We start from the raw sequence: 25439 nt of genomic DNA on the forward strand, positions 1-25439 counted from the left end.
TTAATCCTTAATTATTTTTTTCTTAACTATCATTTTTAATAAAATAGTTGTCACCACAACGCCACAAATTGCAAAAAATCCCATCAAACCAAAAACAATTCTATATCCTAATAAACTTTTATCAAAGTGATCAATAATAAAGCCATATAACGCAAAGCAAAAAAGTTGAGGGGAGTATCCAAAAATACAAGCAATACTCATAGCTGCCCCACTGATTTCTCTAGGAATTTTAATCTCATCTACAGGGGCAAAAAACGTTGCACGCATAGTAAATACAATCGCTCCAAAACCTAAAGTTAAACACATTCCAAAATAAATATTTAGTTTTTCATGTGGCATTAAAATAAAAATTAAAATCGCAAGAACTGCTAAAATTAAAGCAAATCTTAAATATCTAGCAGAAGAATGAAATTTTTTATCTGCCAAATATCCACCTATAGGGCCACCGACTAATTTTAGAGTGTATTGATTGATAATTCCATAAGCTCCAACTAAAGCTACTGGCATACCATAAATATCTTTTAAAAAAGGTATAAATGAAGTCAAACCGCAGTATATAGAATAAATAGTAAAAATAGTTAAAGAAACCACCCAAATTTCAGGAGTTTTTATAGCCTTTATCACTCCATTCCAAGCGGCCTTATTTTTACTGATTTCATTACCTTGTTCATCTGTGGTATTGATCTTATCATCATCAAGCAATAAATAAGCCAAAACACCCGCAATAATCACACAAATACTATAAAAAAGTATAGCAGCCTTTAAACCACCTGCTCCTGATCCTAAAAGTAAAAAAATCCCCAAAGCACTAGAGGCAACAATAGTATCTACCACACCTCTTCCAGCTTCCAAAAAACCAAAAAGTCTTCCTTGCTGTGTAGAATCCCCAAGCAATCGGATCGCCTTTAAAAGAACAGGCCAATAAATCACCTCGCCAAATAAAGCTAATAATCCCCAAGCGATTAAAATACCATAAAATGATGGAAAAGTGGAAATATAAATTCCAACTAAACCAACACATACTAAGGAAAACGGAATAAGGATTTTCTTAGAAAATCTATCTGCTATATAAATTGAAGCGAAATTTCCAACCGTTTGAACTATGCCATAAACTGAAAGTGCAAGACCAATTTGAGTATTACTAAGTCCCATAAAATCTTGCATAGGAACATAAAAAGCATCTTTTAAAGAAGAGAGTTTAAAGACGGTCCCTCCTCCTATGACTAAAATAATAAAAGTAAACCAACGAATAGGTTTTGTCTGCATAGTATTCTCCTAATCAACAGAATCATTAATTATCTTAGCACAAAAAACATCATTTGAATAAATTTAAAACATATTTTAATTAAATTTAAATAAATAATGTTACCTTTGGTAATATTTCATCCTAATCAAGCATAAATTAAGTATATTTTGATATAATTAAAAGTTTGCATAGTTAAAACTTTGCGAAAATCCTTGCTCATTTATGGGCTTAATATCCACAAGGAGAATTTATGAAACATTATGAGGTTTTATTTATTTTAAAACCAACTCTTACAGAGGAAGAAGTTAATGCTAAGTTGGAATTCGTAAAAGAAGTCCTTGCAAAGAATGGTGCAGAAATTGAAACTGTTGTTCCAATGGGCACTAGAAAACTCGCTTACAAAATTAAAAAATATGAGCGTGGAACTTATTTTGTCATTTATTTTAAAGCTCCTCCTAAATTAATTGCTGAGTTAGAAAGGGTTTTAAGAATCACAGAAGAAATTATTAGATTTTTAATTGTAAAATATGAAAACAAAAAAGAGATTGCGGCTTGGGAGAAACTAAGTCATGGTATCAAGCAGTCTAAAAAAGAGATTAAACCTTTAGATACCCCTGAAATTCAATAAGGAATACAATGTTTAACAAAGTTGTTTTGGTTGGCAATCTTACACGTAATATAGAAATGCGTTATGGGCAAAATGGTAATGCGATCGGTGCTTCAGCTATTGCTGTAACCAGACGTTTTACTGTAAATGGAGAAAAAAGAGAGGAAACTTGCTTTATTGATATCAGCTTTTATGGTAGAACAGCAGAAGTCGCAAATCAATATCTTACAAAAGGATCAAAAATTTTAATCGAAGGGCGTCTAAGATTTGAACAATGGAGTGATCAAAATGGTCAAAATCGATCAAAACATAGTGTCCAAGTTGAAAATATGGAAATGCTAGGAGCAAACAATACTCCTCAAAATAGTGGAAATTTTGGTAATTCATATGCAAATTACGAAAATCAAAGCTATGATCCTTATGCAAGTCAAAGCAATTTTGAAAAGGCTCCGCAAAAAATGCAAAATTCCAATCAAAACCAAGAAAAAATCAAAGAAATTGATGTCGATGCTTATGATAGCGACGACACGGATTTACCATTTTAAAAAGGATTAATTATGGCAGAAAAAAGAAAATATTCTCGCAAATATTGCAAATACACTGAAGCAAAAGTTGAATTTATAGACTATAAGGATACAGCTATGTTAAAACATGCTCTATCAGAAAGATTTAAAATTATGCCTCGTCGTTTAACAGGCACAAGTAAAAAATATCAAGAAATGGTTGAAGTAGCGATCAAACGCGCTAGACACGTTGCGTTAATTCCTTATATAGTTGATAGAAAAGAAGTAATCAGCAATCCTTTTGAAGGATTATAATAAAAAGCAAAGGTTTTTTACCTTTGCTTGATTTTATTTTACCAAAGCATATTTTAAAACCTCATCAAAACTCTTCACGGCAATTATTTTCATATTGTCCTTAACTTCGCTAGGAATATCTTTTAAATCTCTTTCATAATTTTTCTTTGGAATTAAAGCGATTTTTATATCAGCCTTATAAGCAGCAATGAGTTTTTCTTTTAAACCTCCTATAGGCAATACATTTCCCGCCAAGTCAATCTCACCCGTCATTGCGACATTAGCACATACTTTTTTATCACCAAAAACTGAAGCAATTGCAGTACTTATAGTAATACCTGCACTTGGTCCATCTTTAGGGGTTGCACCATCTGGAACATGAATGTGCAAATCATAATGATCATAAACATTACCTTTAGAATCTAAGATAAATTTTTTAGGAACTTTGATTTTACCTTGATCGATCAAAACTTTAATCACGCTAAAAGCGATTTTAGCTGATTCTTTCATCACGTCGCCCAAGCTTCCAGTTAGGGTTAAATTTCCTTTACCTTTTATCTTAATCGCTTCAACTTTTAATACATCACCACCCACAGTTGTCCAAGCCAAACCATTGACCTGTCCTATACGATTTTCTCCATCATTTTTTTCAATCTCAAAAACCTTTTTATCTAAAAATTCCTCTAGATTTTTAACATTAATATTTACTTTTTTTATCTTTTCTAAAAGTAATTTCTTTGCACTTTTTCGACAAATTTCAGCTACCTTTCTACGTAAATTTCTCACACCTGATTCTCTAGTGTATTCGCTAATAATAAGTTCTATAGTTTCATCATTTATACTTAATTCACTAGCTTTTAATCCATGTTTTTTAAGCTCATCTGGAATAAGATATTTTTTAGCAATATGAAATTTCTCATTAGGCGTATAAGAACTAAGCTCTATAAATTCCATCCTATCTCTTAAAGGTGCTGGAATATTACTTATATCATTTGCGGTAGCTATAAAAATAATCTTACTTAAATCGATATTGAAATTTAAATAATAATCTCTAAATTTTGAATTTTGCTCTGGATCAAGAATTTCTAAAAGAACAGCACTCGGATCCCCTCTAAAACTTCGGTTTAATTTATCTATCTCATCTAAAACAACCACTGGATTAATTTGCTTTGCTTCTATAAGTCCTTGAGTAATACGTCCTGGCATGGCTCCTATATAAGTACGACGATGTCCTCTTAATTCATTTACATCTTCAAGCCCACCTAAAGCAATGCGAATAAGTTCTCTTTTTAACGCTTTTGCAACCGAATTAGCCAAAGAAGTTTTTCCTACACCTGGAGGACCATAAAGACAAAGTATAACTTTAGCCCCATCTTTATCAGAAACCGAACGTTTTTCTAAAAGCTCTTTAACAGCAAAATACTCCTCTATACGCTCTTTTGGCTTATTTAAAGCATAATGATCGTTATTTAAATGCTTAGATACTTCTTTAATATCAAGCTTTTTTTTGGATATTTTTTCAAAAGGAATATCTAAGGCTGTTTCAATGTAAGTTTGTATCATAGATGCTTCAGAATTATCCTGATGAATACGATCAAATTTATCAATTTGTTTTTTAATTTCTTTATAGGCATCTTCATGCATAAATTTTTTCTTATTTTCTAATCTTTTATAGTATTCTCTAACCTCATCTTCTTTTTGAGAATCACTTCCTAGCTCTTTTTGAATTTGCCTGAGTTGTTCTTTTAAAAAATACTCTTTATTGACTTTATCAATACGAGAATGGACTTTATTTTTAATTTCTTTTTGAATTTTATTTGCTTCAATTTCTTGAGCTATTAAATCAATTAATTTTAAAAGTTTTTCTTCTAAATTGGTTAAAATGAAAAAATTATAAGCATCTTGTTTTTTAATACGTATGATATTTAAAACTAAATCGCAAATTCTAGAAGCATCCATTCCCTCATCAATAGTTCTAAGCAAATCAGGAGAAAAATAATGGCTGATATTAGCCAATGCTTTGATTTTTTCTTTTAAAACTCCAAGCAAGGCTTCTTTTTTAGTGTTATCCAAAGGTTCTTCTTCGATTAAATTTATAGTTGCCTCTAAAGGTTTATTTGAAATTGGTTTTATAATCCTAGCTTTAGCATAACCTTGAAATAGTATCTTAACTCTTCCATCAGGCAAAGGCACTTTTCTCATAATAGTACCCACAACGCCACAATCATAAATTTCATCAAAAGTTCTTCCGTTTTCAAATTTAGAAGGAGCAACAAAAAGCATAGAATCTTTTTTAATTACAAGATCTAAGGCTTTCATATTTTCAGAATCATTGATAAAAATAGGTGTGATCATAAAAGGATATAAAAATAATTCATCTTCTACCAAAACAGGCAAATCAGCTGGATATTTTTGTATGTCTTCTATTTGCATTATTTTCCTTTAAAATTAAAATTTTTCAAATATGCTTCTATACCAAGGAAGTTCCGGTTTTATAATACTTTGTTTATAAAATTCACTTTCCCTTAGTTTTTGCTCGTAAATTTCTGCACTTTGAGTGCGTCCAGTTCTATAATATAAATCTTTTATCGTATCATTAAGATAAAAAACCGCTAAGTTAAATTTAGTCAGCATAGTTTGCACCAAAGGATTATACTCTGTATCAGGATAATCTTGTAAAAAATCACTGATTTCTTTTTGACTCTCAAGCATTAGCGCTTGATTTCGATTTGGCACCCCAAAAGCATCAAATTTAGCCTTTATTTTTAAATAACGTATATAATCAGCGTTACGAGAGCTACCAAATTTTTTATTATATTCATCTAAATAAAACTCGGCCAATTGATACTCTTCTTCATCAATATGAGCTTGCGCTAAAATAATAAGTGTAGTTTCTAAAAGCGGGTTAGAAACGTGCTCACTAGCCATACCATTATAATGCTCATCGGCTTTTTCCAAATCTTTATCTTGTAAATCTTTGATGATTTGTTTATACCATTCTTTTGCGGTTAAATTGTATAAACCCTCGCTAGTCTTTACGCTACACGAGCTTAAAAAAATTCCTATTAAAATAAAAAGAAAAAGTTTTTTTTTCATTAATTTATACCTTTTAAAATATCTTAATCAAAATCATTATTTTACGATTATTTTTTGTAAATTATAATAAATTTAGATAAATAAATTTAAAATTTGGAACTAATATTGCTTATTTTATGGTAGAATAATGATTATAAATCTTGAGGAGAAAAAATGACCTTAGCTGTTAAATGTCCCATTTTAGGTTTTGAAGAAACTAAAAATATGGAATTTTCAACTATAGATGAAGTATTTGTAAGATTAAAAAGTCTAGATGGTAAAAATTTTTCATTTGTACTTATCAACCCTTATCTTATAAGACCTGATTATGAATTTGATATACCAACCTATTATCAAGAATTACTTTCTTTAACACCTGATTCTAATATGAAAATTTATAATATAGTAGCTATCGCTAAAAGCATAGAAGAATCTACTGTAAATTTTTTAGCCCCTGTGGTTATCAATCTTGATAATAATACCATGGTTCAAGTTATACTTGATACAGTTAATTATCCTGACTTTTTCCAAGCTGATCAAATTTCTAATTACATTAAAAAAAATGAAAACAAATAATCAAAACATTTAAAATATAAATTTTTAAATACAAAAAATAGTATTTTTTATCCTCAAGAAAATACTATTGTATTTAAAAATTGATCTCAACTCAAATGAATAAAAATGCCTTTTCCCTCTTAGAAATCATCCTATCAATTATAATTTTAAGTATAGTTTTTATAAGCCTTTCAAAACTATTTTTTTATTTTCATAGGAATGAAAAAAAATTAGATATTTTTCAAAAACTATACACACTCCAAAATGAACTTTATCTAAACCCTAAACAAAAAGACATTATACTTCATACTCAAGAATTGAAAGATTTAAAATTTAAAGAACATTGTATCGAGAATGATTTGTTTAAATTTAAAAGACTTTACATACAAGATCAAAATTACACTTACTATTTTTTACCATGAAAAAAGCTTTTACTCTTTTTGAATTCATCATTGCGCTTCTTTTATCTGGAACAATACTTGCTATACTTTCTAAGCCTTTATGGGAATTTTATCAACTCAATAATAAAAATTTAAAATCAAAAGAACTTGCCACCAATACACATTTAACACTACTTAAAATAGAAAAATTGCTCCAATCTTGCATTGATATAAGTCTGGTAGATGAGTATTCTATCCATTGTTTTTTAAAAGATGATTTATTGATTCTTGAAAATAAAGAAACACGTTTGCTTAACTCCGCTTTGATTTTAAAAAATAATGCTACTTTATATTCCCCAAAAAGTGATTTGCAAACCCAACTACAAAATAGAAAAGCACTTTATAAAGATGAACAAAACATAATTTACGGCTTATATAATCATCAAATTCAAAAAATTTTTATCTCATCAGAAAACAATCTTTCAAGTTCTTTTATTGGAAGCTTTATACCTATAAGTGCTGGATTAAATCTCATTTTTAAAGACAATCAAATTTATTATGAAATCAAGCCAAGATTTAACGATGAATTAAAACAAAAAGCCATCTTAGCTGAAAATATAAGTTTTTTCAAAATGCAAAATTCCAAATTAAAAATATGCATTAAAAATCAAAAACAAGAATATTGTCTTGAAAAAAGATTATTTTTATGAAAAAAGCTTATATTTTAATCACTCTCATAGTTTTAATATCTTTTTTAGGATTTTGGCTGAGTTTAAACACTACACTTTTAAGCTACACGCCAAGATTTATAAGAGATACGTATTATTATTTGCAAGCACAAATACTTATTGATGAAAAACTCGCCAAATATTTATTATATAAAGCCAAATTAGAAAATAAAGAATGTTCAAATTTCATCACTTTAAACTATCCTAATCCAAATGATAAAATTCAAATCACTTATTATTATCCCATCGCTAAGTGTGAAGATTTTAAACTTATATCCATCAATCAAGACGCAAATTTAAGCAAAGATGGGATTATAATCGCTCATATTAGTGTAGCCTTAAATTCTCAAAAAGGAGTTAATGATGAAATTTTAATCAATAAAACCTTCATTTTGCACACAAAAGAAAATTTTTGGCTTAAACGCAAAAACTAAATTATACTAGTTTAAACTCTAACTTTTTAGCCAAAGCAACGCAAGCTTCAATACTTTGTTTTTCACACACAAAAAGATTTTTAAAATCAAAAAGCTTTTTTGCTGTGCTATTTCCGATGCTTATGGCGATATCATTTTCATGTAAACTATAATTTTTGAAAAAATTCTCTACACTCAAAGCAGAGGTAAAAATGAATATCGAAGGATGTATTAAAATTTCACTGCTTGATTTAAAAACATTCTCATAAACAGCAACTTCATCTAAATCAACACCATTATTTTTTAAATCTAAATTTAAACTCGAAGCTATGATTTTTGCTCTTAAATAAAGACATTTTTTATTTTTTAACTCATCTTTAAATTCTTGAAAAAATTCACTAGCATAGGGTTTTTTAGCAATTTTAATATTTTTAAATCCTAGTTTTTGGGCAAAACAAGCTGTACTCTTACCTATGGTATAAATTTCCATATCTAAATTTAAAGGAATTTTGTTTTTTTGTAGAGCTATTAAGGCATTTTTTGAAGTACAAATTAAGGCATCATATTGATCTAAATCGAGTTTAATATTAAAAAAAACAATCTCATTTAAGATAAGATTTTTCACCCCCTCAAAAGAAGCTTTATTTAGAAGATAAATTGGCACAAAAAGTTTCCTTAAGTTTCTTTGCACTCAAACAAGGGTCATTAGCATCCATAATAGCCCTAACAACAGCAATTCCAGCTAAAGCAATATCTTTTAATTCAGATATCACCTTTTCATCAATCCCGCCTATAGTCACTACAGGTATAGGGCTTTTTTTGCAAATTTGCTCTAAAATTTCTAAACTTATAAGAGAGCTTTCTTTAGTTGGTGTTGTCTTAATCGCGCCACAACCTAAATAATCAGCACCTTCTATAAAATCAAGTTGCTCTAAGGTTTTTAAACTTAAACCTATTATTTTCTTCTCTCCTAAAAGCTTTCTTGCAATCCTAACTTCCAAATCTTCTTGCCCCAAATGCACACCATCGGCATTTAAAGCTAACGCTATATCGATTCTATCGTTAATTAAAAAAGGTATTTCATAAGTTTTGCAAAGCTTTTGCACCTTTTTTCCCAGCTCATAAAATTCACGAGAATTTAGCTCTTTTTCACGCAATTGAATTATATTAACCCCGCCTTTAATAGCATTTTCAAGTATATTTAAAAATACCTCATCACTTCTTTTTCCTCTGCTTGCAACAAGATATAATTTTAAATCAAGATTATTTTTCACTTAAAAACCTATAAAAATGATTGGTTGGCCCACAACCTTTGCCTAAATTTAAAGAATAATAAATCGCATTTTTAACATATTCTTTTGCTCTGCTTACTGCTTCTAACAAATCATAACCCTTAGCCAAATTACTTGCAATAGCCGAAGAAAGAGTGCAACCTGTTCCATGTGTATTTTTAGTTTCTATACGCTCACCTTTTAAAATATGGATTTCTTTACCATCAAAGAGTATATCGTTTGCATTATTTTCACTATGTCCGCCTTTAAGTAAAACGGCTTTAGCACCCAAAGTACATAAATATTTTGCCACCTCTATCATTTCTTCTTCATTTTTGATTTTAAAACCACAAAGAAATTCCGCTTCTGGTATGTTTGGGGTGAGTAAATCTGCAAAAGCAACAATCGTCTTTTTAAAAAAATCACAATTTTCTTCAGGCATTAAAGCGTAACCATTTTTAGCAAACATCACAGGATCAATAACCAAATTTTGTGGTTTATAAAACTCTAAATTTTTCGCAACACAGCTCATAAGCTCACAACTTCCTATCATTCCTATTTTGGTTGCTTTTGGCACTATATCTTCAAAAACAGCCAACATTTGCTCATCCACGCTTGTAGTTGGTATATCATGTACTGAAATAACCCTTGCTGTATTTTCAGCCACAACACTCAAAATCACACTCATGCCAAAAAGCTCGTGAGCACTAAAAGTCTTTAAATCCGCCTGAATTCCAGCTCCACCACTACAATCGCTTCCCGCTATTGTCAAAACAGGAATCAAATCACTCCCTTTTGCTCTCATCATCCCTCCTTTAAAATTTGAATCAATTTTTTACCCTCAAGACTTAATTTTTTACCCTTAAAAGCGAGTTTTCCAAAAGCAACAATCAAAGCATGAAAAATCTGATAAAGTTCATAAGGCTCATAAGATTTGTTTAAAATTTTACATAAATCTTCTTGTTCATTTTCTATACCACTTTGAAAAAATTCCCTTAATTCTTCATAATCTTCAAATTCATATCCTAAAAATAAAGCAAGTCTATGAGTGTAACTATCTACAACCAAAATTTCTCTTTTGCAAAGATAGTTTAAAATACTATCCACACTTTCAAAACCTAAACCTTTAATCTTTAAAAGCCATTCTCTAGAAACATTTTTCTTAAAATTATCCAAATCATTGTATTTTTTTAAAATCGCTTCAATTAAATCTTTTAAACGCTTTGCTTTGGTATTGTAAAATCCACTTGGCTTTATAAGCAATGCGAGTTCATTATTTTCAATTTGACTAATTTGCTCTAAAGAAGTGATTTGAGAATTTCTAAGATTATTTAAAGCTTTTAAGACATTATTCCAATTTGTATTTTGCGTTAAAATAACAGAAATTAATAATTCAACATCGCTTAAGCCCTGATTTTCAAGCCAATCAAATTCTTTAAAATCCAAATTTAAACTCAACAATTTTTTAAAAATTTCTGCCCCGTTCATACGATATCCTTTGAGATATTTTGTTTTTCATCTATTTTTCTTAAATATGTTAAAATAGCATCGATAACATCATCATCATCTTTGCTTCTTGCTTTAATAAATTCTTTTTCGTCCTTAAAATTTACAAATTGAATATTTTGCTCAAAATTACTGATTATTTTAAATTTACCTAAGGCTAAAATTTTAATCATCATTAAAGATAGAAATTGCTTAGTATAAACATCAAGCTTACCGAAACGATCTTCAATTTCACCTTCAATTTCATAAATTTCATTGATTTTTTCACATTTGCTTAAACGACGATAAATTTCAAGTCTAAGGCGATCTTCAGAAATCAATTCTGAATTTAAAAAAGCATTGATATTTAATTTTAAATCAATTTTTTTCTCTTCAAAAATTTCTTTTTTTGTTAAAGCATTGAGCTCATCCTCTAGCATTTTTAGATAAAGACTAAGTCCTATTTGTTCCATATGCCCACTTTGATCAATTCCTAATAAATTTCCCCCACCTCTAATCTCAAGATCATGATAAGCCAAAACAGATCCTGCTCCTAAAAAAGAATTGCTTTCTAAAGAGATTAAACGTTTTAAAGCATCTTGAGTGATATTTTCTTTATTTTCAACTAAAAAATAACAATATCCTTGTTTATTACTCCTTCCAACTCTTCCACGCAATTGGTGCAAATCAGCCATTCCAAAACGATCACTTTTTTCTACAATCATAGTATTAGCATTAGCCAAATCAATACCATTTTCAACTATAGAAGTGCTTAAAAGTAAATCATATTCTTTATTTTCGAATTTAAGCATTTCCTCTTCTTGCACCTTTGCATCGATTTTAGAATGCAAGACTAAAATTTTTAAATTTTTAAAAAGATCAAGCAAATGTTTTTTACATTGTTCAATACTTGCTATGTGATTATGGATATAAAAAATTTGCCCTCCACGTCTTAATTCCCTAGAAATAATTTCTTTTAAAAGCGCATCATCACTTTCTTTAACAAAAGTTCTCACATCCAGTCTATCTTCTGGTGGAGTTTGCAATACGCTATAAGATTTTATAGAGCTTAAAGCCTGATTTAAACTTCTTGGAATAGGAGTAGCTGACATAGATAAAAGGTGTGAATTTTGGGTTAATTCTTTTAATTTTTCTTTTTGTTTTACTCCAAATTTATGCTCCTCATCAATAATCACAAGAGCTAAATTTTTGCACTGTAAATTTAAAAGCGCATGGGTACCAACAACAACGCAAGGTTTTTCTTGATCTAAATATTCTAAAAGTACTTTTTTCTCTTTAGAATTTGTAAAACGATCAAGCTTAAAAATAGGAATTTCAAAATTTTCAAAACGTTTTTTCAAAGTCTTAAAATGCTGATGAGACAAAAGTGTCGTTGGTGCAAAGAAAAAAACACTAAATCCGCTTTTAACTACTGGATAAATGGCATTCATGGCAACTTCAGTTTTACCAAAACCCACATCTCCACTTAAAAGCCTGTCCATAACCTTACCGCTTTGAAAATCTTGTAAAATTTCCTCGCACACTTTAACTTGATCTTCAGTATAAGAAAATCCGGCTTTTGACGTAAAATATGCCTGTTGGGCGTAATCAACTTTGATTGGCTTTGGCTTAATCAAGGATCTTTTAGCTGCCATAGCAACAATCTCAGAAGCAATAACTAAAAGTTTAACTTTTAATTTTTCTTTTAATTTGATAAAAGTGGTTTTTCCTAGACGATCCAAAAGTGGAATAGAACCACTTGTAGCTAAATATTTGTCTATAAGATACAAATTTTCAACCGGCAAAAGAAGTTTGTCGCTATTTTGATATTCAATAGAAACAAATTCTTTTTTAGCTCCTGCTATACTGATCATCTCAAGACCTAAAAATTTACCCACGCCATAATCTTCATGGACGATAAAATCACCTTGTTTTAGCTCGTCTATAATTAAATTTGCTTTGCGTTTGTATTTTTGTTTTTCTTTTTTATTGAGCGAGATAATCAATTCTTCATGAGTGATTAAATTTAAAATCAACTCGCTTTTTACAAAGTGAATATTTGAAAATTCATCTAATTCTAAAGCTTTAAAAAGAGCCTCATTTTTTGCCAATACCGTAATCTTTTTATTTTGATGAAAATAAAAAAAATCTTTATTATAAAAACTTTTCAAATCTTTATATTTTTTTGCTTCAGGTATAATTCTAGCATTGATCTTGCTTAAATCTTTTTGCCATTCCTGTTCATCAAATTTTTTAATACTAACAAAATCAAGCTCTAAATAATCATAAAAATCATCTATACACCAAAAGCCCAAAGAATTGATATCATTGATTAAAGTATTACTTTCAAAATGCTCTAAATTATTTTGAAAATTTTCATAATCTGAATTTGAAAAATGGTTTAAAAATGGACAAATTTCAAAACTCTCATATTCTTTAGGTATCGATTTTTGGGTTTCAAGATCAAATTTTCTAATACTTTCTATTTCTTCATCAAATAATAAAATTCTAATTGGAGTTTCTTCATTGATGCAAAATATATCAATAACCTCGCCTCTAATACTCACCTCGCCTTTATCTTGCACCATATCAACAAATTCATATCCTAATTTTAAAAGCTCATCACGAAATTTATCGATTTTAAATGTATCTGTTTTAGATACAACATAATTTTTTAAATGATTTTTAGAGGGAAGTTTTTTTAAAACAGTCGATAATGGAGAGATTAAAATTTTATCATTGTTTTCTTTGTGATAAGCATTTAAAACTTTACAAATTTCAAAAAGTTCTTTAGAAAATGCCCTTAAATCATCTCCAAATTCAGCCCTAAAATCTGGCAAAACAAAAGTTTTAAAACCTTGATAAAGAGAAACTTGAGCTAATAAAAAAGCTTCTTTATCATTTTCACAAAGCACAAGCTGTGGTGCTTTATTTTCTTGCAAGTATTCAAAAAAATTAGCTTGCATTTATTCTTCTGGTGCGTTTTCTATTAATCTAACTGGTTCATCTTGCTTAATCTTGCTTACCCCATTAAAGCGACCGCCATTTTCTATAGCTAATTCTTTAATATTAATATCTCCATTAACCATACCGCCGGTTAAAATTTCCAAACTATTTGCCTCCAAATCACCCTCAAAATAACCATTTACAACAATTTTATCGGCTTTTAATTCGCCTTTTAAATTGCCATTTTTACCGATCACTACAATACTTTCAGAGTGTATGATTCCGCTAAGTTCTCCATCTACATGAAGCATTGAGGCAAAATAAAATTTACCTTCTATTCTAGCACCCGAAGAAATTACTGTTGTTTCTGAGTTTGAGCTAGATGTTGCGCTGTGACTGCCTTTACTAAAGATTGCCATGGAACTCTCCTTTCTTGATTAAAAAAATTATTCATATTTTTTCTTTGTAAATTTAAAAAATACAATGGCTCTAAAGTTTTATTGATAAACCGTACCTCATAATGCAAATGCGGCCCAGTTGAAAGTCCAGTATTTCCACTATATCCTATCAATTGTCCTTTGGTGACAAATTGCCCTGCTTTAACAATATCTCTGCGCGTCATATGTGCAAAAACAGTTTTAAAACCAAAATTATGAAGCAAAATGACATTATAACCATAGCCATTATCACTATATCCTGCAAATTCCACAACTCCATTAGCTGTGGCACGCACAGGCGTGCCAATTTCTGCTCTTAAATCAATACCTGGATGAAATTCTTTTCTTTTTAAAAGTGGGTGCTCCCTCCAACCAAAATTTCCAGTGATACCTTTATTTTCTATAGGCCATCCATTAGGAATTTGTTTTAAAATCTCAACCTGTTGCTCATTGGTAAGCTTAAGATTTTCTAGCCTATCTGTAATTGTAAGATTGTTTTCAGCCTCTAAGCCCAAAGCTTCTTCAAAAGAAGCGATTTTATCTTCGATAGCTGCATACTGCTTTGCTTTTTCTTCGATTTTCTTCTGCATTTGAATATTAGAATGCTCAAGCTCTCTACTTTTTTCTAAGAGTTCTTCTCTTTTTTTGCTTACATCCTCAACTTTGCTATCAAGGTATTTGATATAAAAACCACTAAAAATTAAAAACAAAAGCACAAAAGCAATAATATAAATAAAAATTTTTTTAATAATCTGATTCAGATAAAAATGCTTAGAACCATTAATATCTGTGATCGTAATGGTAAATTTATTTTTTATCACTCCATTCCTTTAAAAAATTTTCTACTAAAGCAAAAGAACCAAATACTAAAGTTTTCCTCTGCTTATCTAAGACAGTGAATTCTTCGCATTTAATCCCTAAAATATTAGCTATATTATAAATTTCATCACTTATTAATTTTCTTTCTGCGCTAATATATTTATATATTTTAATTGTATCAATAATAGGCTTTAATGTTTTTAAAATTTCAAAAACATCTTTATCTTGATAAGAATTATAAACTAAAATTATTTTTTCGCCAATAAATTGATCACGCAAAGCTTCTGCTGCCATAACATTATGCCCAACATCTATATATAAATTTGGCTCTAGTTGCTCAAGTCTCCCTTTGAGATTTAATTTTCCTAGCTTAATTAAAGCTGCTTTTATTTTTTCTTTGGAAACTAATGTCTCAAAGGCATTTAAAGCTAAAATTAAATTGTGTTTTAAATATAAAGGCAAATGATATTTTCGGATATAATTTTGAATTAATGATAAGTATTCGCCTTCAAAATTTGAAGCAAAAATAAGATCGACATTTTTTAGTTTAGCAATTTTTTTTGCCATTTGCAAAACAACCTCTTCTTGTTCTGATGAAATTAAAGTTTTTTTTGACATAGCCTTAAGTTTAGTTCTTGCAATTTTTTCCAAAGAATCACCTAAAATTTGCATATGATCAAAACCTATTTTTGTAAAAATACTCATTTCTTTTTCAAAAACTGAAGTCGCATCATACTCTCCGCCTAATCCTGCTTCAAATATAATATAATCACATTCTCTAAAAAGCACAGCTGCAAGAAAAGTAGCGTATTCAAAATAACTTAGTTTGTTTAATTCTTCTTTGAAAATTTTTTCTAATTGCTCATGAGCTCGCTCTAATTCCTCATCGCTAACTATGTCTTTATTTTTATAAAAACGTTCCTTAAAACCAAATATATGAGGACTAGTATAATGCCCAACGCTATACCCTATGCTTTCTAAAAGCTGAGTTAAAAAACGTCCAGTGCTTCCTTTTCCATTGGTTCCAATGATTTGAATTACTGATTTTATTAAAAGTTGATTTTTGTATTTTTCATACATTCTAAACATTAAAAAACGATCAATTCTATCATAGCAAAGGCTTTTCTTTGCTAAAAAATCATTCACTTTGTTCTGCATCATTTTTTTTGATTTAAATTGGCAATTTGGCTTATTAATTCTTCTAAAATATTTATATCTGGATTGCTTTGCTTATCCAAATAAGCTGTATTAATCTTTGGTGTGATAACATCTTGCTTATAAATAAAACGAAAATTCTCAATAGTCTTTAAATTATTGTTTACAAATTTAGCAACCTCCTCTTTACTTTTTCCTGGGGTAATAATCAAATAACTTTTTTCATCAATCATCCAAAGTTCATCAAATTCATTGCAACTATCTTTTAAAATTTTCTTAAAACGAACAAAAATTTCATTTAAACTTCCAACTCCATATTTTTCCATAATAAAGCGATAATTCTGTATAGAAAATAAGGCTAAAGCATAATTTACTTTGTATTTTTTGAAATTTTCATCCAATTTCTCAAGTTCTTTAACAACGGTCCAAGATTCCCTCTCTTCAAGACTTTGAGTGAATTCAATTTGAGTATTTAAAGAATTAATTTTTTCGCTAAGCTGCTCAAGCTTTTTCTTTAAAAACTCAAAACTAATCTTAACCTCGCCTTTTTCATCCGGATTTAAAGTATTAACAAAATCCATATTTTGCTGATTGGTTTTATTTAATAAACTAAAAAGCTCGTAAATCTTTTTTAAATTCTCATTGAAAAAATTTAAATTTTTTTGCACATACATATTATCAACCATCACCCTATGGCCAACAATTTCCAAAAGTTCATTTTTAAAATTATTTTCATTAATTAAAAAAGCTTTTTTAGATAAATTTTGTGAAAATCCTTGAATTTTAAGATCTTCGACCAAAGAAGGATTTAAACAAGACGTTAAAAGTTCGCAAAAATATTCTAAATTTCTTTCGCCAAGTTTATTTAAAAGTTTTTTAATCGCTGTGTCAAAATCATCAAATTTACTAATACCATACTTTTTTATCTCGTTATCAAAATCATTTTCTTCATAACTTTTCTCTAGTTCTTTCCATTTTTTAGAAAGCAAATAAATACTTTCGCTATCCATGGTTTTAGAAATTCTTATCGAAGTAATTTTTGCCAAATCTCTGATTTTCTTATCTTTACTTACTTGCAAAGCCTTACACAAAGTAGATAATAGATCAAAAAATTCGCTAAATTGTTTTCCGCTTTGCCTATTAAGAACAGAAATTAAAAAAGTAATAAACTCTTCAATGGTACGAATAGGTTTTGAATCAAGTTCTTGTTGATAATTTGACAAAAGCAAGGCTTTGTATTTTTCTAATTTTACTTTATTTAGAGTCGTAAGCTTATCTTTGTGTGCAATTTCCTCAAACACTTCAGTATAGTTTTCTGGTGTAGGGCGCATTTTCCTTTCTTTTAAAGCAATTAAGGTTTTTTTTGCGATTTCATTAATGTTGGGCAGCACGCTTATTCCCTTTAATAGCTATAGCTGAAATAAATTCATCAAAAGCTTCGCTCGAAGCAGAACGGATAGCATCATAACGTGCAGAATCACTTATAATACTGTTAGGCGAAATATCAAAATTATAACTACCACTTGTACTAAAATGTTCGCTTGCGCCATCTTTAAAAATAACATAAAATTCCAAATTCAATCTGGCCTTATAACTTACAACATAGCCATTTTTATCATAAATCAAAGGAATAAAATCAAGATTATCCATTTTAACGTTAATGATATCATCAGCCTCATGCTTTAAAGCAAGTTTTCGTCCGAGCTTAGAAATAACCATTTCCTTAAGAGTATCAGCCACAAAAATACTATTTTTAGGATCTTGAAGGTTTAATTCTACATTAACATAAACCTTCTCATCAAAGATATTATCGGCTATTTTTGAAGTTGGAACATAACCACAGGCTGAAAAAAATAGTACTATAAAACCAATAAGAATTTTCTTCATTTAATCACCAAATTAACCAATTTTCCTTCAATATAAATTTCTTTGACTATATTTTTATCTTGAATCCATTTTAAAACGCTTTCCTTGGCTGTTTTTAGAATCTCATCTTTGTTAGCAGAACTTGAAATTTCTATCTCTGCACGTTTTTTTCCATTGACACTTACGGCTAAATTTAGTGTATCTTTTATAAAAACTTCTTCTTTTAATTTTAAAATTTTAAAATTTTCACATCCAAAAAGCTGTTCACTTAACTCAAAGCACACATGAGGGATAATAGGCTCTAAGATATTTAAGATGATATAAAAAGCCTCTTGTTCTAAAGTTTCATTCTTACAATTTGAAAGCGCGTTTAAAGCTTCCATACAAGATGCAATCAAAGTGTTAAATGCAAAGGTTTGAGTATACACCTCTTCAGATTTTTTCAAAGCTTCATACACTTTTAATCTCGCATATTTTTCTTCTTTGCTTAAATTTTCTTGCTTAAGTTCTAAAACCTTTCCTTTTTTAACATTTTGCGCTTTATCATAAAGTCTGCAAATAAATCTATAAGCACCTTCAAGCGCATCATCATTCCACTCTAATTCTTTCGCAGGTGGTGCAGCAAATAAAATAAACAATCTTGCTGTATCAGCTCCATACTTTTTAATAATATCATCAGGATCTACAACATTGCCCTTAGACTTTGACATCTTAGCTCCATCTTTTAAAACCATACCTTGAGTTAAAAGTCTATCAAAAGGCTCGCTATCATTTAAATACCCTAAATCTCTCAAAGCTTTTTGAAAAAATCTTGCGTAAAGTAAATGCAAGATCGCATGTTCAATACCACCAATATATTGATCAACATTCATCCAATATTTCATACTTGATTCATCCAAGGCTTTTTCTTGCCAAGTTTTCTCATCACTTGCAAAACGTGCAAAATACCAAGAACTTTCAAAAAAAGTATCTAAAGTATCTGTTTCCTTGCAAGCTTTAAGACCGCATTTTGGACAAGTGCATTCTTTCCAAGTTGGATGCTTTTCTAGAGGATTTCCTTCTCCAGTAATCTCTATATCCTCAGGTAAGACAATAGGAAGATTTTCTATTTTTTGTGGAACTATACCACATTTTTCACATTTGATCATAGGAATAGGAGCACCCCAATATCTTTGACGCGAAACTCCCCAATCTCGAATTTTAAAATTAATAGTTCTTTTTCCTATATTTTCTTTTTCAAATAAGGCAATGATTTTATCTCTTGCTATATTGCATTCAATTTCGCTAAATTCACCACTTTTTATGAGTTTTCCTGATTTTTGTGTATATGGGAGTTTAGAATCACATTCAATCACTTTTTTAATTTCAAGCTTATATTTATTTGCAAATTCAAAATCTCTCTCATCGTGCGCAGGAACAGCCATAACCGCACCACTTCCATAATCAGATAAAACAAAATTAGCAACCCATACAGGAATTTTTTCTTTTGTTAAAGGATGTAAAGCATAAATATCTAAAAAATAGCCCTCTTTTTCAGCACTTTGTCTTTCTCTTGGAGTTTGGTTTTGAATTTGTTTGATTTTTTCAATTACCTTAGAATCTAAATGAGAATGATTGATAAGATTTTGGACAATTTTATGATCAACTGATAAAGCAATATAACTTACCCCATATATTGTATCAGCACGAGTAGTAAAAACATCAATACGATCTTCTTGGCTTTTTTCTTGGCTTTTTTCATCCAAAATAAGCTTAAATTCAAGACCTTCGCTTTTGCCTATCCAGTTTTCTTGCATAGTTAATACTTGATTTGGCCACTTGTCTTTCAAAGTTTTAAGCTCTTTTAAAAGCTCATCCGCATAGGCTGTGATTTTTACATAATATCCTGGCATTTTTTTTTGGACAACCTCATGTCCACAACGCCAACATTTTCCATCTTCAACTTGCTCATTTGCCAAAACCGTTTGATCTTGCTCACACCAATTAACATTAGCTTCTTTAGTATAAATCAAGCCTTTTTCATACATTTTAATAAAAAATTCTTGTTCAAATTTTGTATAAAGCGGATCAGAAGTGGCTAAAATTCTTTTTTTTGAAAAAGAAAAACCTAAAGAAAAAAGTTCATTTTTCATATAATCTATATTTTCATAAGTCCAAGATTTTGGATGTACCTTATGCTTAATCGCAGCATTTTCAGCAGGCATACCAAAACTATCAAAACCGATAGGATGTAAAACATTATAGCCTATTTTTCGGTAATATCTTGATATAGCATCTCCTATACTATAATTTCTAACATGCCCCATATGAATACGACCACTTGGATAAGGAAACATTGATAAAATATATTTTTTAGGTAAAGAAAAATCATTTTTAGGTTCAAAATAATTATTTTTATCCCAAATCTCTTGCCATTTTTTTTCTATACTCTTTGCTTCATAAGCCATCAATTATTCTCCTTAAACTATTCCTTTTTCATACATGGAACGATTACGTTCTTTTTCTTGTTTTCTTTTAAGTTTTTCAAGTTCTTTATTTCTAAAATCAAGCACATTAAATTTAAACCAAAGTAAAGTTGGACTTGCTACAAAAATAGAACTTAAGGTTCCTGCTATAATACCCACTATAAGTGCTAAAGAAAATCCTCGTATCATTTCTCCACCAAAAAAGTACAAAATAACTACTGTGGCTAAAGTAAGTCCCGATGTTAAGATAGTCCTTGATAAAGTTGCCGATACACTTTCATTAATAATAGGCGCAAGTTCCGTTCTTTTACTTGTTTTAATCCCCTCTCTTATTCTATCAAAAATAATGATTGTATCATTTAAAGAATATCCAAGTACAGTTAAAACTGCAGCTAAAGTATCCAAATTAACATCAATTTTAAAAAGAGAAATCGCACCCAAAGTAATAACCACATCATGAATTTCACTGATGATTGCAGCCATAGCAAAACGCCACTCAAAACGAACTGCTAAATAAATTAAAATAGCGATCAATGAAATAACGACGGCTGTAATTCCTTTATTTCTAAGCTCATCTCCAACTTTTGGGCCTACAACATCGGCCCTACGAACTTCAAATTTTCCTGTATCTTTTAAAATTTCACCGATATAAGCGCTGATATCACTTCCTAAGTTATCATTACTTCCTAAAAAACGAATGGTTACTTCATCTTTATTGCCAAATTCTGTCACAGATAGACTTTGAAAACCACCCTTTTTTTCTAAAAGCTCACGAATTTGAGGTATAGGGGCAACTTCATTGTCATATTTAAGCTGGATCAAAGTTCCTCCGCTAAAGTCAATACCGTATTGCAAACCTCTATCCCAAAGTAAATAAATCGATCCAAAAAATAGAAAAAAAGAAAGAGAAATTGCAGCAAATCGCATTCTCATAAAATCATAAATTTTCTTCTCGCTAAAAAACTGCATTATTTTCTCCTATATCCAAACCAAAATTTTGTATCATTGCTTTTTTCGATACGATGCATAAACAAATCAAACATTCCATGAGTTCCTAAAATAGCAGTGATCATAGAAACAACAATACCTATACCCAAAGTTACAGCAAAGCCTTTAACCGATCCTGTTCCATAAATATAAAGCACAACCGAAGTAACCAAAGAGGTAATATTAGAATCCACAATGGCACTCATAGCGTTTTTATAACCTTGTTCTATACTTGTTTTTATCTTCACTCCATCCCTTAAAAGCTCTCGGATACGCTCATTAATAATTACATTAGCATCCACGGCCATCCCCACAGTTAAAACAAGTCCTGCCATACCTGGTAAGGTTAAAGTAGCGCCAAACATTGCCATAATTGCAACAACAACTAAAATATTAACTATCATGGCAATATTAGCAAAAACTCCTGCCACGCGATAATAAATCATCATGAAAACTATAATAAAAATAGAAGCGCCTATTAAGGCCATCATGCTCATTTTTATACTATCAGCACCTAAAGATGGCCCTATACTTCTTTGTTCTAAAAGTTTAACCGGTGCTAATAAAGCTCCACTTCTTAAAGCTACGGCTACATTGCGTGCTTCTTCTTGAGTAAAAGCCCCACTAATTTGACCACTTCCCCCGCCTATTCTTTCATTAATAGATGGAGCAGAATAAACTTTATTATCCAGCACAATTGCTAAACGTTTGCCAACATGAGATCCTGTATAATCAGCAAATTTTTTTGCACCTTCAGAATTTAAAGTAAAATTGATCACCGGATAATTACTTTTATCACTAAAACCAACCCTAGCGTCCGTCAGCATTGATCCATCTAAAATAGGAACGCTTTTTAACGGATATTTTAAATTTGGATTTCTAGAATCTGGCACTAAAATAAGTCCATAGCTTGCCGCCTCTACATCACTCATAGTTGCAGCTTCTCCCATTTTAGAATCATCCACTTCCATAAGCTGCAAATGTGCTGCTTTAGTGATTCGCTCTTTTGCTCTTAACTCATCTTCTTTAGTTTTAATGCCTGCAAGTTCAACCAAAATTTTATCTTCGCCTTGTCTAGCAACTGTAGGTTCAGCAAGTCCAAATTGATCCAAACGATTTCTGATCGTCTCAACGGCTTGTAAAAGTGCAAAATTTTCGATATTTTTAACTTCTTCTTGAGTAAAAGAAATTTGATAATGCATATTTTCATTTTGGATTTTTAAACCCTTAATTTCTTTAAGCAAATCATCTACCTTAGATACATCTGCATTATCAAGCAAGGTAAATTCTAATTTATCTCCATAGGTGCTTAATCCATCATTTAAAATATTCTCTTTATTAAAGGAATAATTTAAAGAAGAAGCGATAGACTTAATTTTAGATTTTACTGCTTCTTCATTATCCACCCCTAAAAGCATATAAAGTCCGCCTTGTAAATCAAGACCTAAATTGATTTTGGCACCTTTTTGAGATTGTAAAAAAGAAGGAAGTGAAAAAATCACTCCAAAGATAAAAACCACTATAAAAACAATCAGTCTATAGGTTAGTTTAGAATTACGCATCAATTTTCTTTGCTACAAATTCTCGCGAAATTTTCGCAGTAACATTGTCTTCATTAAGCTTAACTTTGATAAAATCCTCTTCTGGTTTTACAACTTCACAAATAAGTCCACCAGTGGTAATAATTTTATCGCCTTTTTGCAAAGAATTAAGCATATCTTTATGAGTTTTTGCTTGTTTTTGCTGCGGTCTTATTACTAAAAAATAAAAAATAGCAAATAAAACAACAAGAGGTAACAATGAGGTTAAAATTGACTTTTCTTCCATACTTTTCCTTTATTCTAAAAAAATTAAATACTAATTCTACCATTTTTAAAATAATAAAAGTCTTTTTTGTTGCAATTTTACTTTCAAATCCAATTTATTTATCTTTTTTTGAAAACATTTTTACTCAAACTATAAGTCCATTTTTAGCGATTTGGGGTTTAATATTACTTTTAAAACATAAAAAAGCTAAAGAATATTTTTGGATAGGTTTTTTTACAGGAATACTTTGGTTTTGGTGGATAGGGCTTTCTTCTATTTATTTTAATCTTAGTTATTTAGTTCCAATTATCATCTTTTTTGTAGGATTGTTTTATGGCTTACTTTTTAGAATTTGTCATTGGTTGAAATTTGATTTTTTAAGACTTTGTGGAATTTTTTGCCTTAGTTTTATCCATCCATTTGGGTTTGATTGGCTAAATTGGGGAATATTTACTGTTTATGGTTTTTTTGATACAAGTTACAAGGGCATTATTTCTATTTTTCTAATCGCTTATTTTATTTATGAAGGTTATATTTCAAGATATTATAAAATAGCTATAGTTTTAATTTTATTTTTTATAGGACTACAATACCACGAAAAAGAAGCTCAAAAACTAGACATATCTTACAAATTAATCAATACAAATATATCTCAAGATCAAAAATTTTTAGCAGAAAATATAAAATCCAATACAGAATTCCTTTTAGAAAAGATCGTTGAAGCAATTAAAGAAAATAAAAAATTAGTAATTTTACCTGAAACTGCTTTTCCTTTTGATTTGAAAAATACCCCCTATCAAAATTTACTCAAAAATTTATCTTATCAAATCACAATTATTACAGGAGCTTTTAATAGCGAAAATGATCATATTTACAATAGCACTTATATTTTTAAAGAAGGCAATGTCTATATATTCAATAAACATTATCTAGTTCCATTTGGGGAAGAAATTCCGATCTTTAAAGATCTTATTCAAAAATATTTTTTACCTAACACTCAAGAATTTTCTAAGGGTCCCATTCAAAGTAAATACAAGCTCGATCATAAAATCATCACCAATGCGATTTGCTATGAAGCAACTAAAGAAAAAAATTATCAAAATTCTCAAATTATCATAGCCATAAGTAACAATGCTTGGTTTAATCACTCAAGCGAATATAAACTTCAGCAATTATTGATGAAATTTTACGCAAGCAAATATGGAGTAAGCGTTTATCATACAGTTAATGGTAAAGAAAATGCCATAATAACCCCTAAAAAAATGTTAAGTAAGAGCTGGATGAAACTGTTTAAGAAATTTCACAAATCTTAACCATCCAACTCCTCACACATTTTTTCAAATTCTTGATAATACTTCCAAGAAGCTACTATATCAGGACGATACTTTTTAATATGAACCAATTCTTTGTCTAATATATTTTTCAATTTTAGCCTTAACTCTTTATTTTCTTTAAAATAATTTAAAACATCTTCTTCTTTAAATAATTTAGCTTTTTCTAACTCTATTTTCTCTTCTAAAGCTTTTACAAAATTATTTAAATATTTTTTAGCAGCATCAAATAAACTATTATCTTTTTTCAAACGCTCAAATTCTTGTTGTTTTAAAAATATTCCTAAATTTTCATATTTTAAAGGATGGTCAAAAAATTCTTTAGTAAAATTAATATATTCTTTGGATTGTTTATAATATTCAACAAAATTATCAGAAGAAATTAATATATATATACTGCTTTCATCTTTGTAAACCACATCATCATTCTTGATTATATTTTTTTTACTTGCATAAAAATTAAGGGGAATAAAAAGCATTAGATCCCCATTCATAATCCCTTCAAAAAAATGTTTATCAGTGGGTTTTTCAAAATTAAACTTATCTGCTAAATCGCACATAGTATCAAATGCTCTTGCTGGTTTTATTTCTTCCATATCAAGATAAAAAATATCTCTATGCAGTAAAAAATTAATCAAAGAAGTTTGAAAAAGAATATCATCAATAATCCATCTTGGCAAATATTTCATCGAAGGCTCTTCCGAATAACAAAAATTCTTTCCAAAATCTCCAACATACATTTTATTTTTAAAAACATCATAAATATTAGTGTTCAAATTAAGATCTTTTATGCTATTTGGATTAGCAATAGGATGATTTGTTCCTGTTTTTAATCTTGATATGGGATCTCTTACTAAAAACAGGATTGGAACTTTCTTATCTATAAGTTTAAAAAACTTATCAAAATCCTTCATATTATAAGATAAACTTAGTTGAGAGTAAACGATAATGTTAAATTGCTTTTTTTGCAAAAAAGCATAAAAATCATAATATCGACAATGCATGGGATGAACATTTCCATGCAAAAAACAATTTAATTTACATTTTCTAAAAAACGATATTAAAGCACT

At 29.4% G+C, this 25439-nt stretch carries 26 protein-coding genes; 8 read left to right on the top strand and 18 right to left on the bottom strand.

The genetic code is table 11. The features are described 5' to 3' along the window. Positions 1-1266 (bottom strand): MFS transporter, encoded by a 1266-nt coding sequence (locus tag H2277_RS05680; RefSeq protein ID WP_337201384.1) that lies wholly within the window; start codon positions 1264-1266, stop codon positions 1-3. Positions 1267-1496: 230 nt separating this feature from the next. On the opposite strand from H2277_RS05680, the gene rpsF reads away from it, so the two are divergent. Genes rpsF through rpsR form a run of 3 tightly spaced genes read left to right on the top strand, consistent with a single transcriptional unit; the run spans position 1497 to position 2671 of the window. Beyond that, entirely contained in the window at positions 1497-1874 is a 378-nt protein-coding gene (gene rpsF, locus H2277_RS05685) for a 30S ribosomal protein S6 (RefSeq protein ID WP_337201385.1), read from the top strand. An 8-nt stretch (positions 1875-1882) separates the two neighbouring features. Next, complete coding sequence (locus H2277_RS05690) at positions 1883-2398, top strand: single-stranded DNA-binding protein (protein ID WP_337201386.1); 516 nt, start codon at positions 1883-1885, stop codon at positions 2396-2398. A 12-nt stretch (positions 2399-2410) separates the two neighbouring features. Beyond that, positions 2411-2671 carry a 30S ribosomal protein S18 gene (rpsR, locus tag H2277_RS05695; protein ID WP_059117862.1) on the top strand — a complete coding sequence of 87 codons (261 nt, stop codon included), beginning with the start codon at positions 2411-2413 and terminating at the stop codon, positions 2669-2671. Between the two features lie 33 nt (positions 2672-2704). On the opposite strand, the gene lon is transcribed toward rpsR, so the two are convergent. Continuing rightward, positions 2705-5083 carry an endopeptidase La gene (lon, locus tag H2277_RS05700; RefSeq protein WP_337201387.1) on the bottom strand — a complete coding sequence of 793 codons (2379 nt, stop codon included), beginning with the start codon at positions 5081-5083 and terminating at the stop codon, positions 2705-2707. 15 nt (positions 5084-5098) lie between these two features. Then, positions 5099-5746, bottom strand: coding sequence for an outer membrane protein assembly factor BamD (locus tag H2277_RS05705; protein ID WP_337201388.1), 648 nt, complete (start codon positions 5744-5746; stop codon positions 5099-5101). 153 nt (positions 5747-5899) lie between these two features. Between H2277_RS05705 and fliW the strand changes: the two genes are divergently transcribed. The 4 genes from fliW to H2277_RS05725 all read left to right on the top strand — a co-directional run bounded on the left by fliW (position 5900) and on the right by H2277_RS05725 (position 7822). Further along, entirely contained in the window at positions 5900-6301 is a 402-nt protein-coding gene (gene fliW / locus H2277_RS05710; RefSeq protein WP_337201389.1) for a flagellar assembly protein FliW, read from the top strand. A gap of 95 nt (positions 6302-6396) precedes the next feature. Then, positions 6397-6702, top strand: a complete 306-nt coding sequence (locus tag H2277_RS05715) for a hypothetical protein (protein ID WP_337201390.1) — start codon at positions 6397-6399, stop codon at positions 6700-6702. Then, positions 6699-7370 (top strand): hypothetical protein, encoded by a 672-nt coding sequence (locus tag H2277_RS05720; protein ID WP_337201391.1) that lies wholly within the window; start codon positions 6699-6701, stop codon positions 7368-7370. Before H2277_RS05715 ends, H2277_RS05720 begins: the two co-directional genes overlap by 4 nt. Continuing rightward, positions 7367-7822: a hypothetical protein gene (locus tag H2277_RS05725; protein ID WP_337201392.1), complete on the top strand. Its 456-nt coding sequence runs from the start codon at positions 7367-7369 to the stop codon at positions 7820-7822. The genes H2277_RS05720 and H2277_RS05725 overlap by 4 nt, the downstream gene beginning before the upstream one ends. Position 7823: 1 nt before the next feature. On the opposite strand, the gene H2277_RS05730 is transcribed toward H2277_RS05725, so the two are convergent. From H2277_RS05730 to yajC, 14 genes are read right to left on the bottom strand one after another with little or no spacing between them, the layout of a single operon-like run. Continuing rightward, complete coding sequence (locus H2277_RS05730; protein ID WP_337201393.1) at positions 7824-8465, bottom strand: uroporphyrinogen-III synthase; 642 nt, start codon at positions 8463-8465, stop codon at positions 7824-7826. Then, positions 8443-9075 (bottom strand): thiamine phosphate synthase, encoded by a 633-nt coding sequence (gene thiE / locus H2277_RS05735; RefSeq protein WP_337201394.1) that lies wholly within the window; start codon positions 9073-9075, stop codon positions 8443-8445. The genes H2277_RS05730 and thiE overlap by 23 nt, the downstream gene beginning before the upstream one ends. Continuing rightward, the gene (thiD, locus tag H2277_RS05740; RefSeq protein WP_337201395.1) at positions 9065-9877 is read right to left on the bottom strand and encodes a bifunctional hydroxymethylpyrimidine kinase/phosphomethylpyrimidine kinase; all 813 of its coding nucleotides are present in this window, start codon (positions 9875-9877) and stop codon (positions 9065-9067) included. Before thiD ends, thiE begins: the two co-directional genes overlap by 11 nt. Next, positions 9877-10560 (bottom strand): 3-methyladenine DNA glycosylase, encoded by a 684-nt coding sequence (locus H2277_RS05745; RefSeq protein WP_337201396.1) that lies wholly within the window; start codon positions 10558-10560, stop codon positions 9877-9879. Before H2277_RS05745 ends, thiD begins: the two co-directional genes overlap by 1 nt. Continuing rightward, complete coding sequence (locus tag H2277_RS05750; protein WP_337201397.1) at positions 10557-13523, bottom strand: DEAD/DEAH box helicase; 2967 nt, start codon at positions 13521-13523, stop codon at positions 10557-10559. The genes H2277_RS05745 and H2277_RS05750 overlap by 4 nt, the downstream gene beginning before the upstream one ends. Further along, entirely contained in the window at positions 13524-13922 is a 399-nt protein-coding gene (locus H2277_RS05755) for a polymer-forming cytoskeletal protein (RefSeq protein WP_337201398.1), read from the bottom strand. After that, positions 13859-14761 carry a M23 family metallopeptidase gene (locus H2277_RS05760; protein WP_337201399.1) on the bottom strand — a complete coding sequence of 301 codons (903 nt, stop codon included), beginning with the start codon at positions 14759-14761 and terminating at the stop codon, positions 13859-13861. Before H2277_RS05760 ends, H2277_RS05755 begins: the two co-directional genes overlap by 64 nt. After that, positions 14748-15920: a Mur ligase family protein gene (locus H2277_RS05765; protein ID WP_407928561.1), complete on the bottom strand. Its 1173-nt coding sequence runs from the start codon at positions 15918-15920 to the stop codon at positions 14748-14750. The genes H2277_RS05760 and H2277_RS05765 overlap by 14 nt, the downstream gene beginning before the upstream one ends. Then, positions 15917-17305: a hypothetical protein gene (locus H2277_RS05770; protein WP_337201400.1), complete on the bottom strand. Its 1389-nt coding sequence runs from the start codon at positions 17303-17305 to the stop codon at positions 15917-15919. Before H2277_RS05770 ends, H2277_RS05765 begins: the two co-directional genes overlap by 4 nt. Further along, positions 17289-17801 (bottom strand): LPS assembly lipoprotein LptE, encoded by a 513-nt coding sequence (lptE, locus tag H2277_RS05775; RefSeq protein WP_337201401.1) that lies wholly within the window; start codon positions 17799-17801, stop codon positions 17289-17291. Before lptE ends, H2277_RS05770 begins: the two co-directional genes overlap by 17 nt. Further along, positions 17798-20227 (bottom strand): leucine--tRNA ligase, encoded by a 2430-nt coding sequence (leuS, locus tag H2277_RS05780; RefSeq protein ID WP_337201402.1) that lies wholly within the window; start codon positions 20225-20227, stop codon positions 17798-17800. The genes lptE and leuS overlap by 4 nt, the downstream gene beginning before the upstream one ends. Before the next feature lie 12 nt (positions 20228-20239). Then, positions 20240-21214 (bottom strand): protein translocase subunit SecF, encoded by a 975-nt coding sequence (secF, locus tag H2277_RS05785; RefSeq protein ID WP_337201403.1) that lies wholly within the window; start codon positions 21212-21214, stop codon positions 20240-20242. After that, positions 21214-22794 carry a protein translocase subunit SecD gene (gene secD, locus H2277_RS05790; protein WP_337201404.1) on the bottom strand — a complete coding sequence of 527 codons (1581 nt, stop codon included), beginning with the start codon at positions 22792-22794 and terminating at the stop codon, positions 21214-21216. The genes secF and secD overlap by 1 nt, the downstream gene beginning before the upstream one ends. After that, positions 22787-23059: a preprotein translocase subunit YajC gene (gene yajC / locus H2277_RS05795; RefSeq protein ID WP_137623435.1), complete on the bottom strand. Its 273-nt coding sequence runs from the start codon at positions 23057-23059 to the stop codon at positions 22787-22789. The genes secD and yajC overlap by 8 nt, the downstream gene beginning before the upstream one ends. Between yajC and H2277_RS05800 the strand changes: the two genes are divergently transcribed. Continuing rightward, positions 23032-24351, top strand: coding sequence for an apolipoprotein N-acyltransferase (locus H2277_RS05800; protein ID WP_337201405.1), 1320 nt, complete (start codon positions 23032-23034; stop codon positions 24349-24351). The genes yajC and H2277_RS05800 overlap by 28 nt on opposite strands. Here the strand turns inward: H2277_RS05800 and H2277_RS05805 are convergent. After that, positions 24348-25439: DUF2972 domain-containing protein (locus H2277_RS05805; RefSeq protein WP_337201406.1), on the bottom strand; the 1092-nt coding region annotated here is incomplete at its 5' end. The two genes, H2277_RS05800 and H2277_RS05805, sit on opposite strands and share 4 nt — an antisense overlap.

Source organism: Campylobacter sp. W0014 (assembly GCF_020135975.1).
Taxonomy (GTDB): domain Bacteria; phylum Campylobacterota; class Campylobacteria; order Campylobacterales; family Campylobacteraceae; genus Campylobacter_D.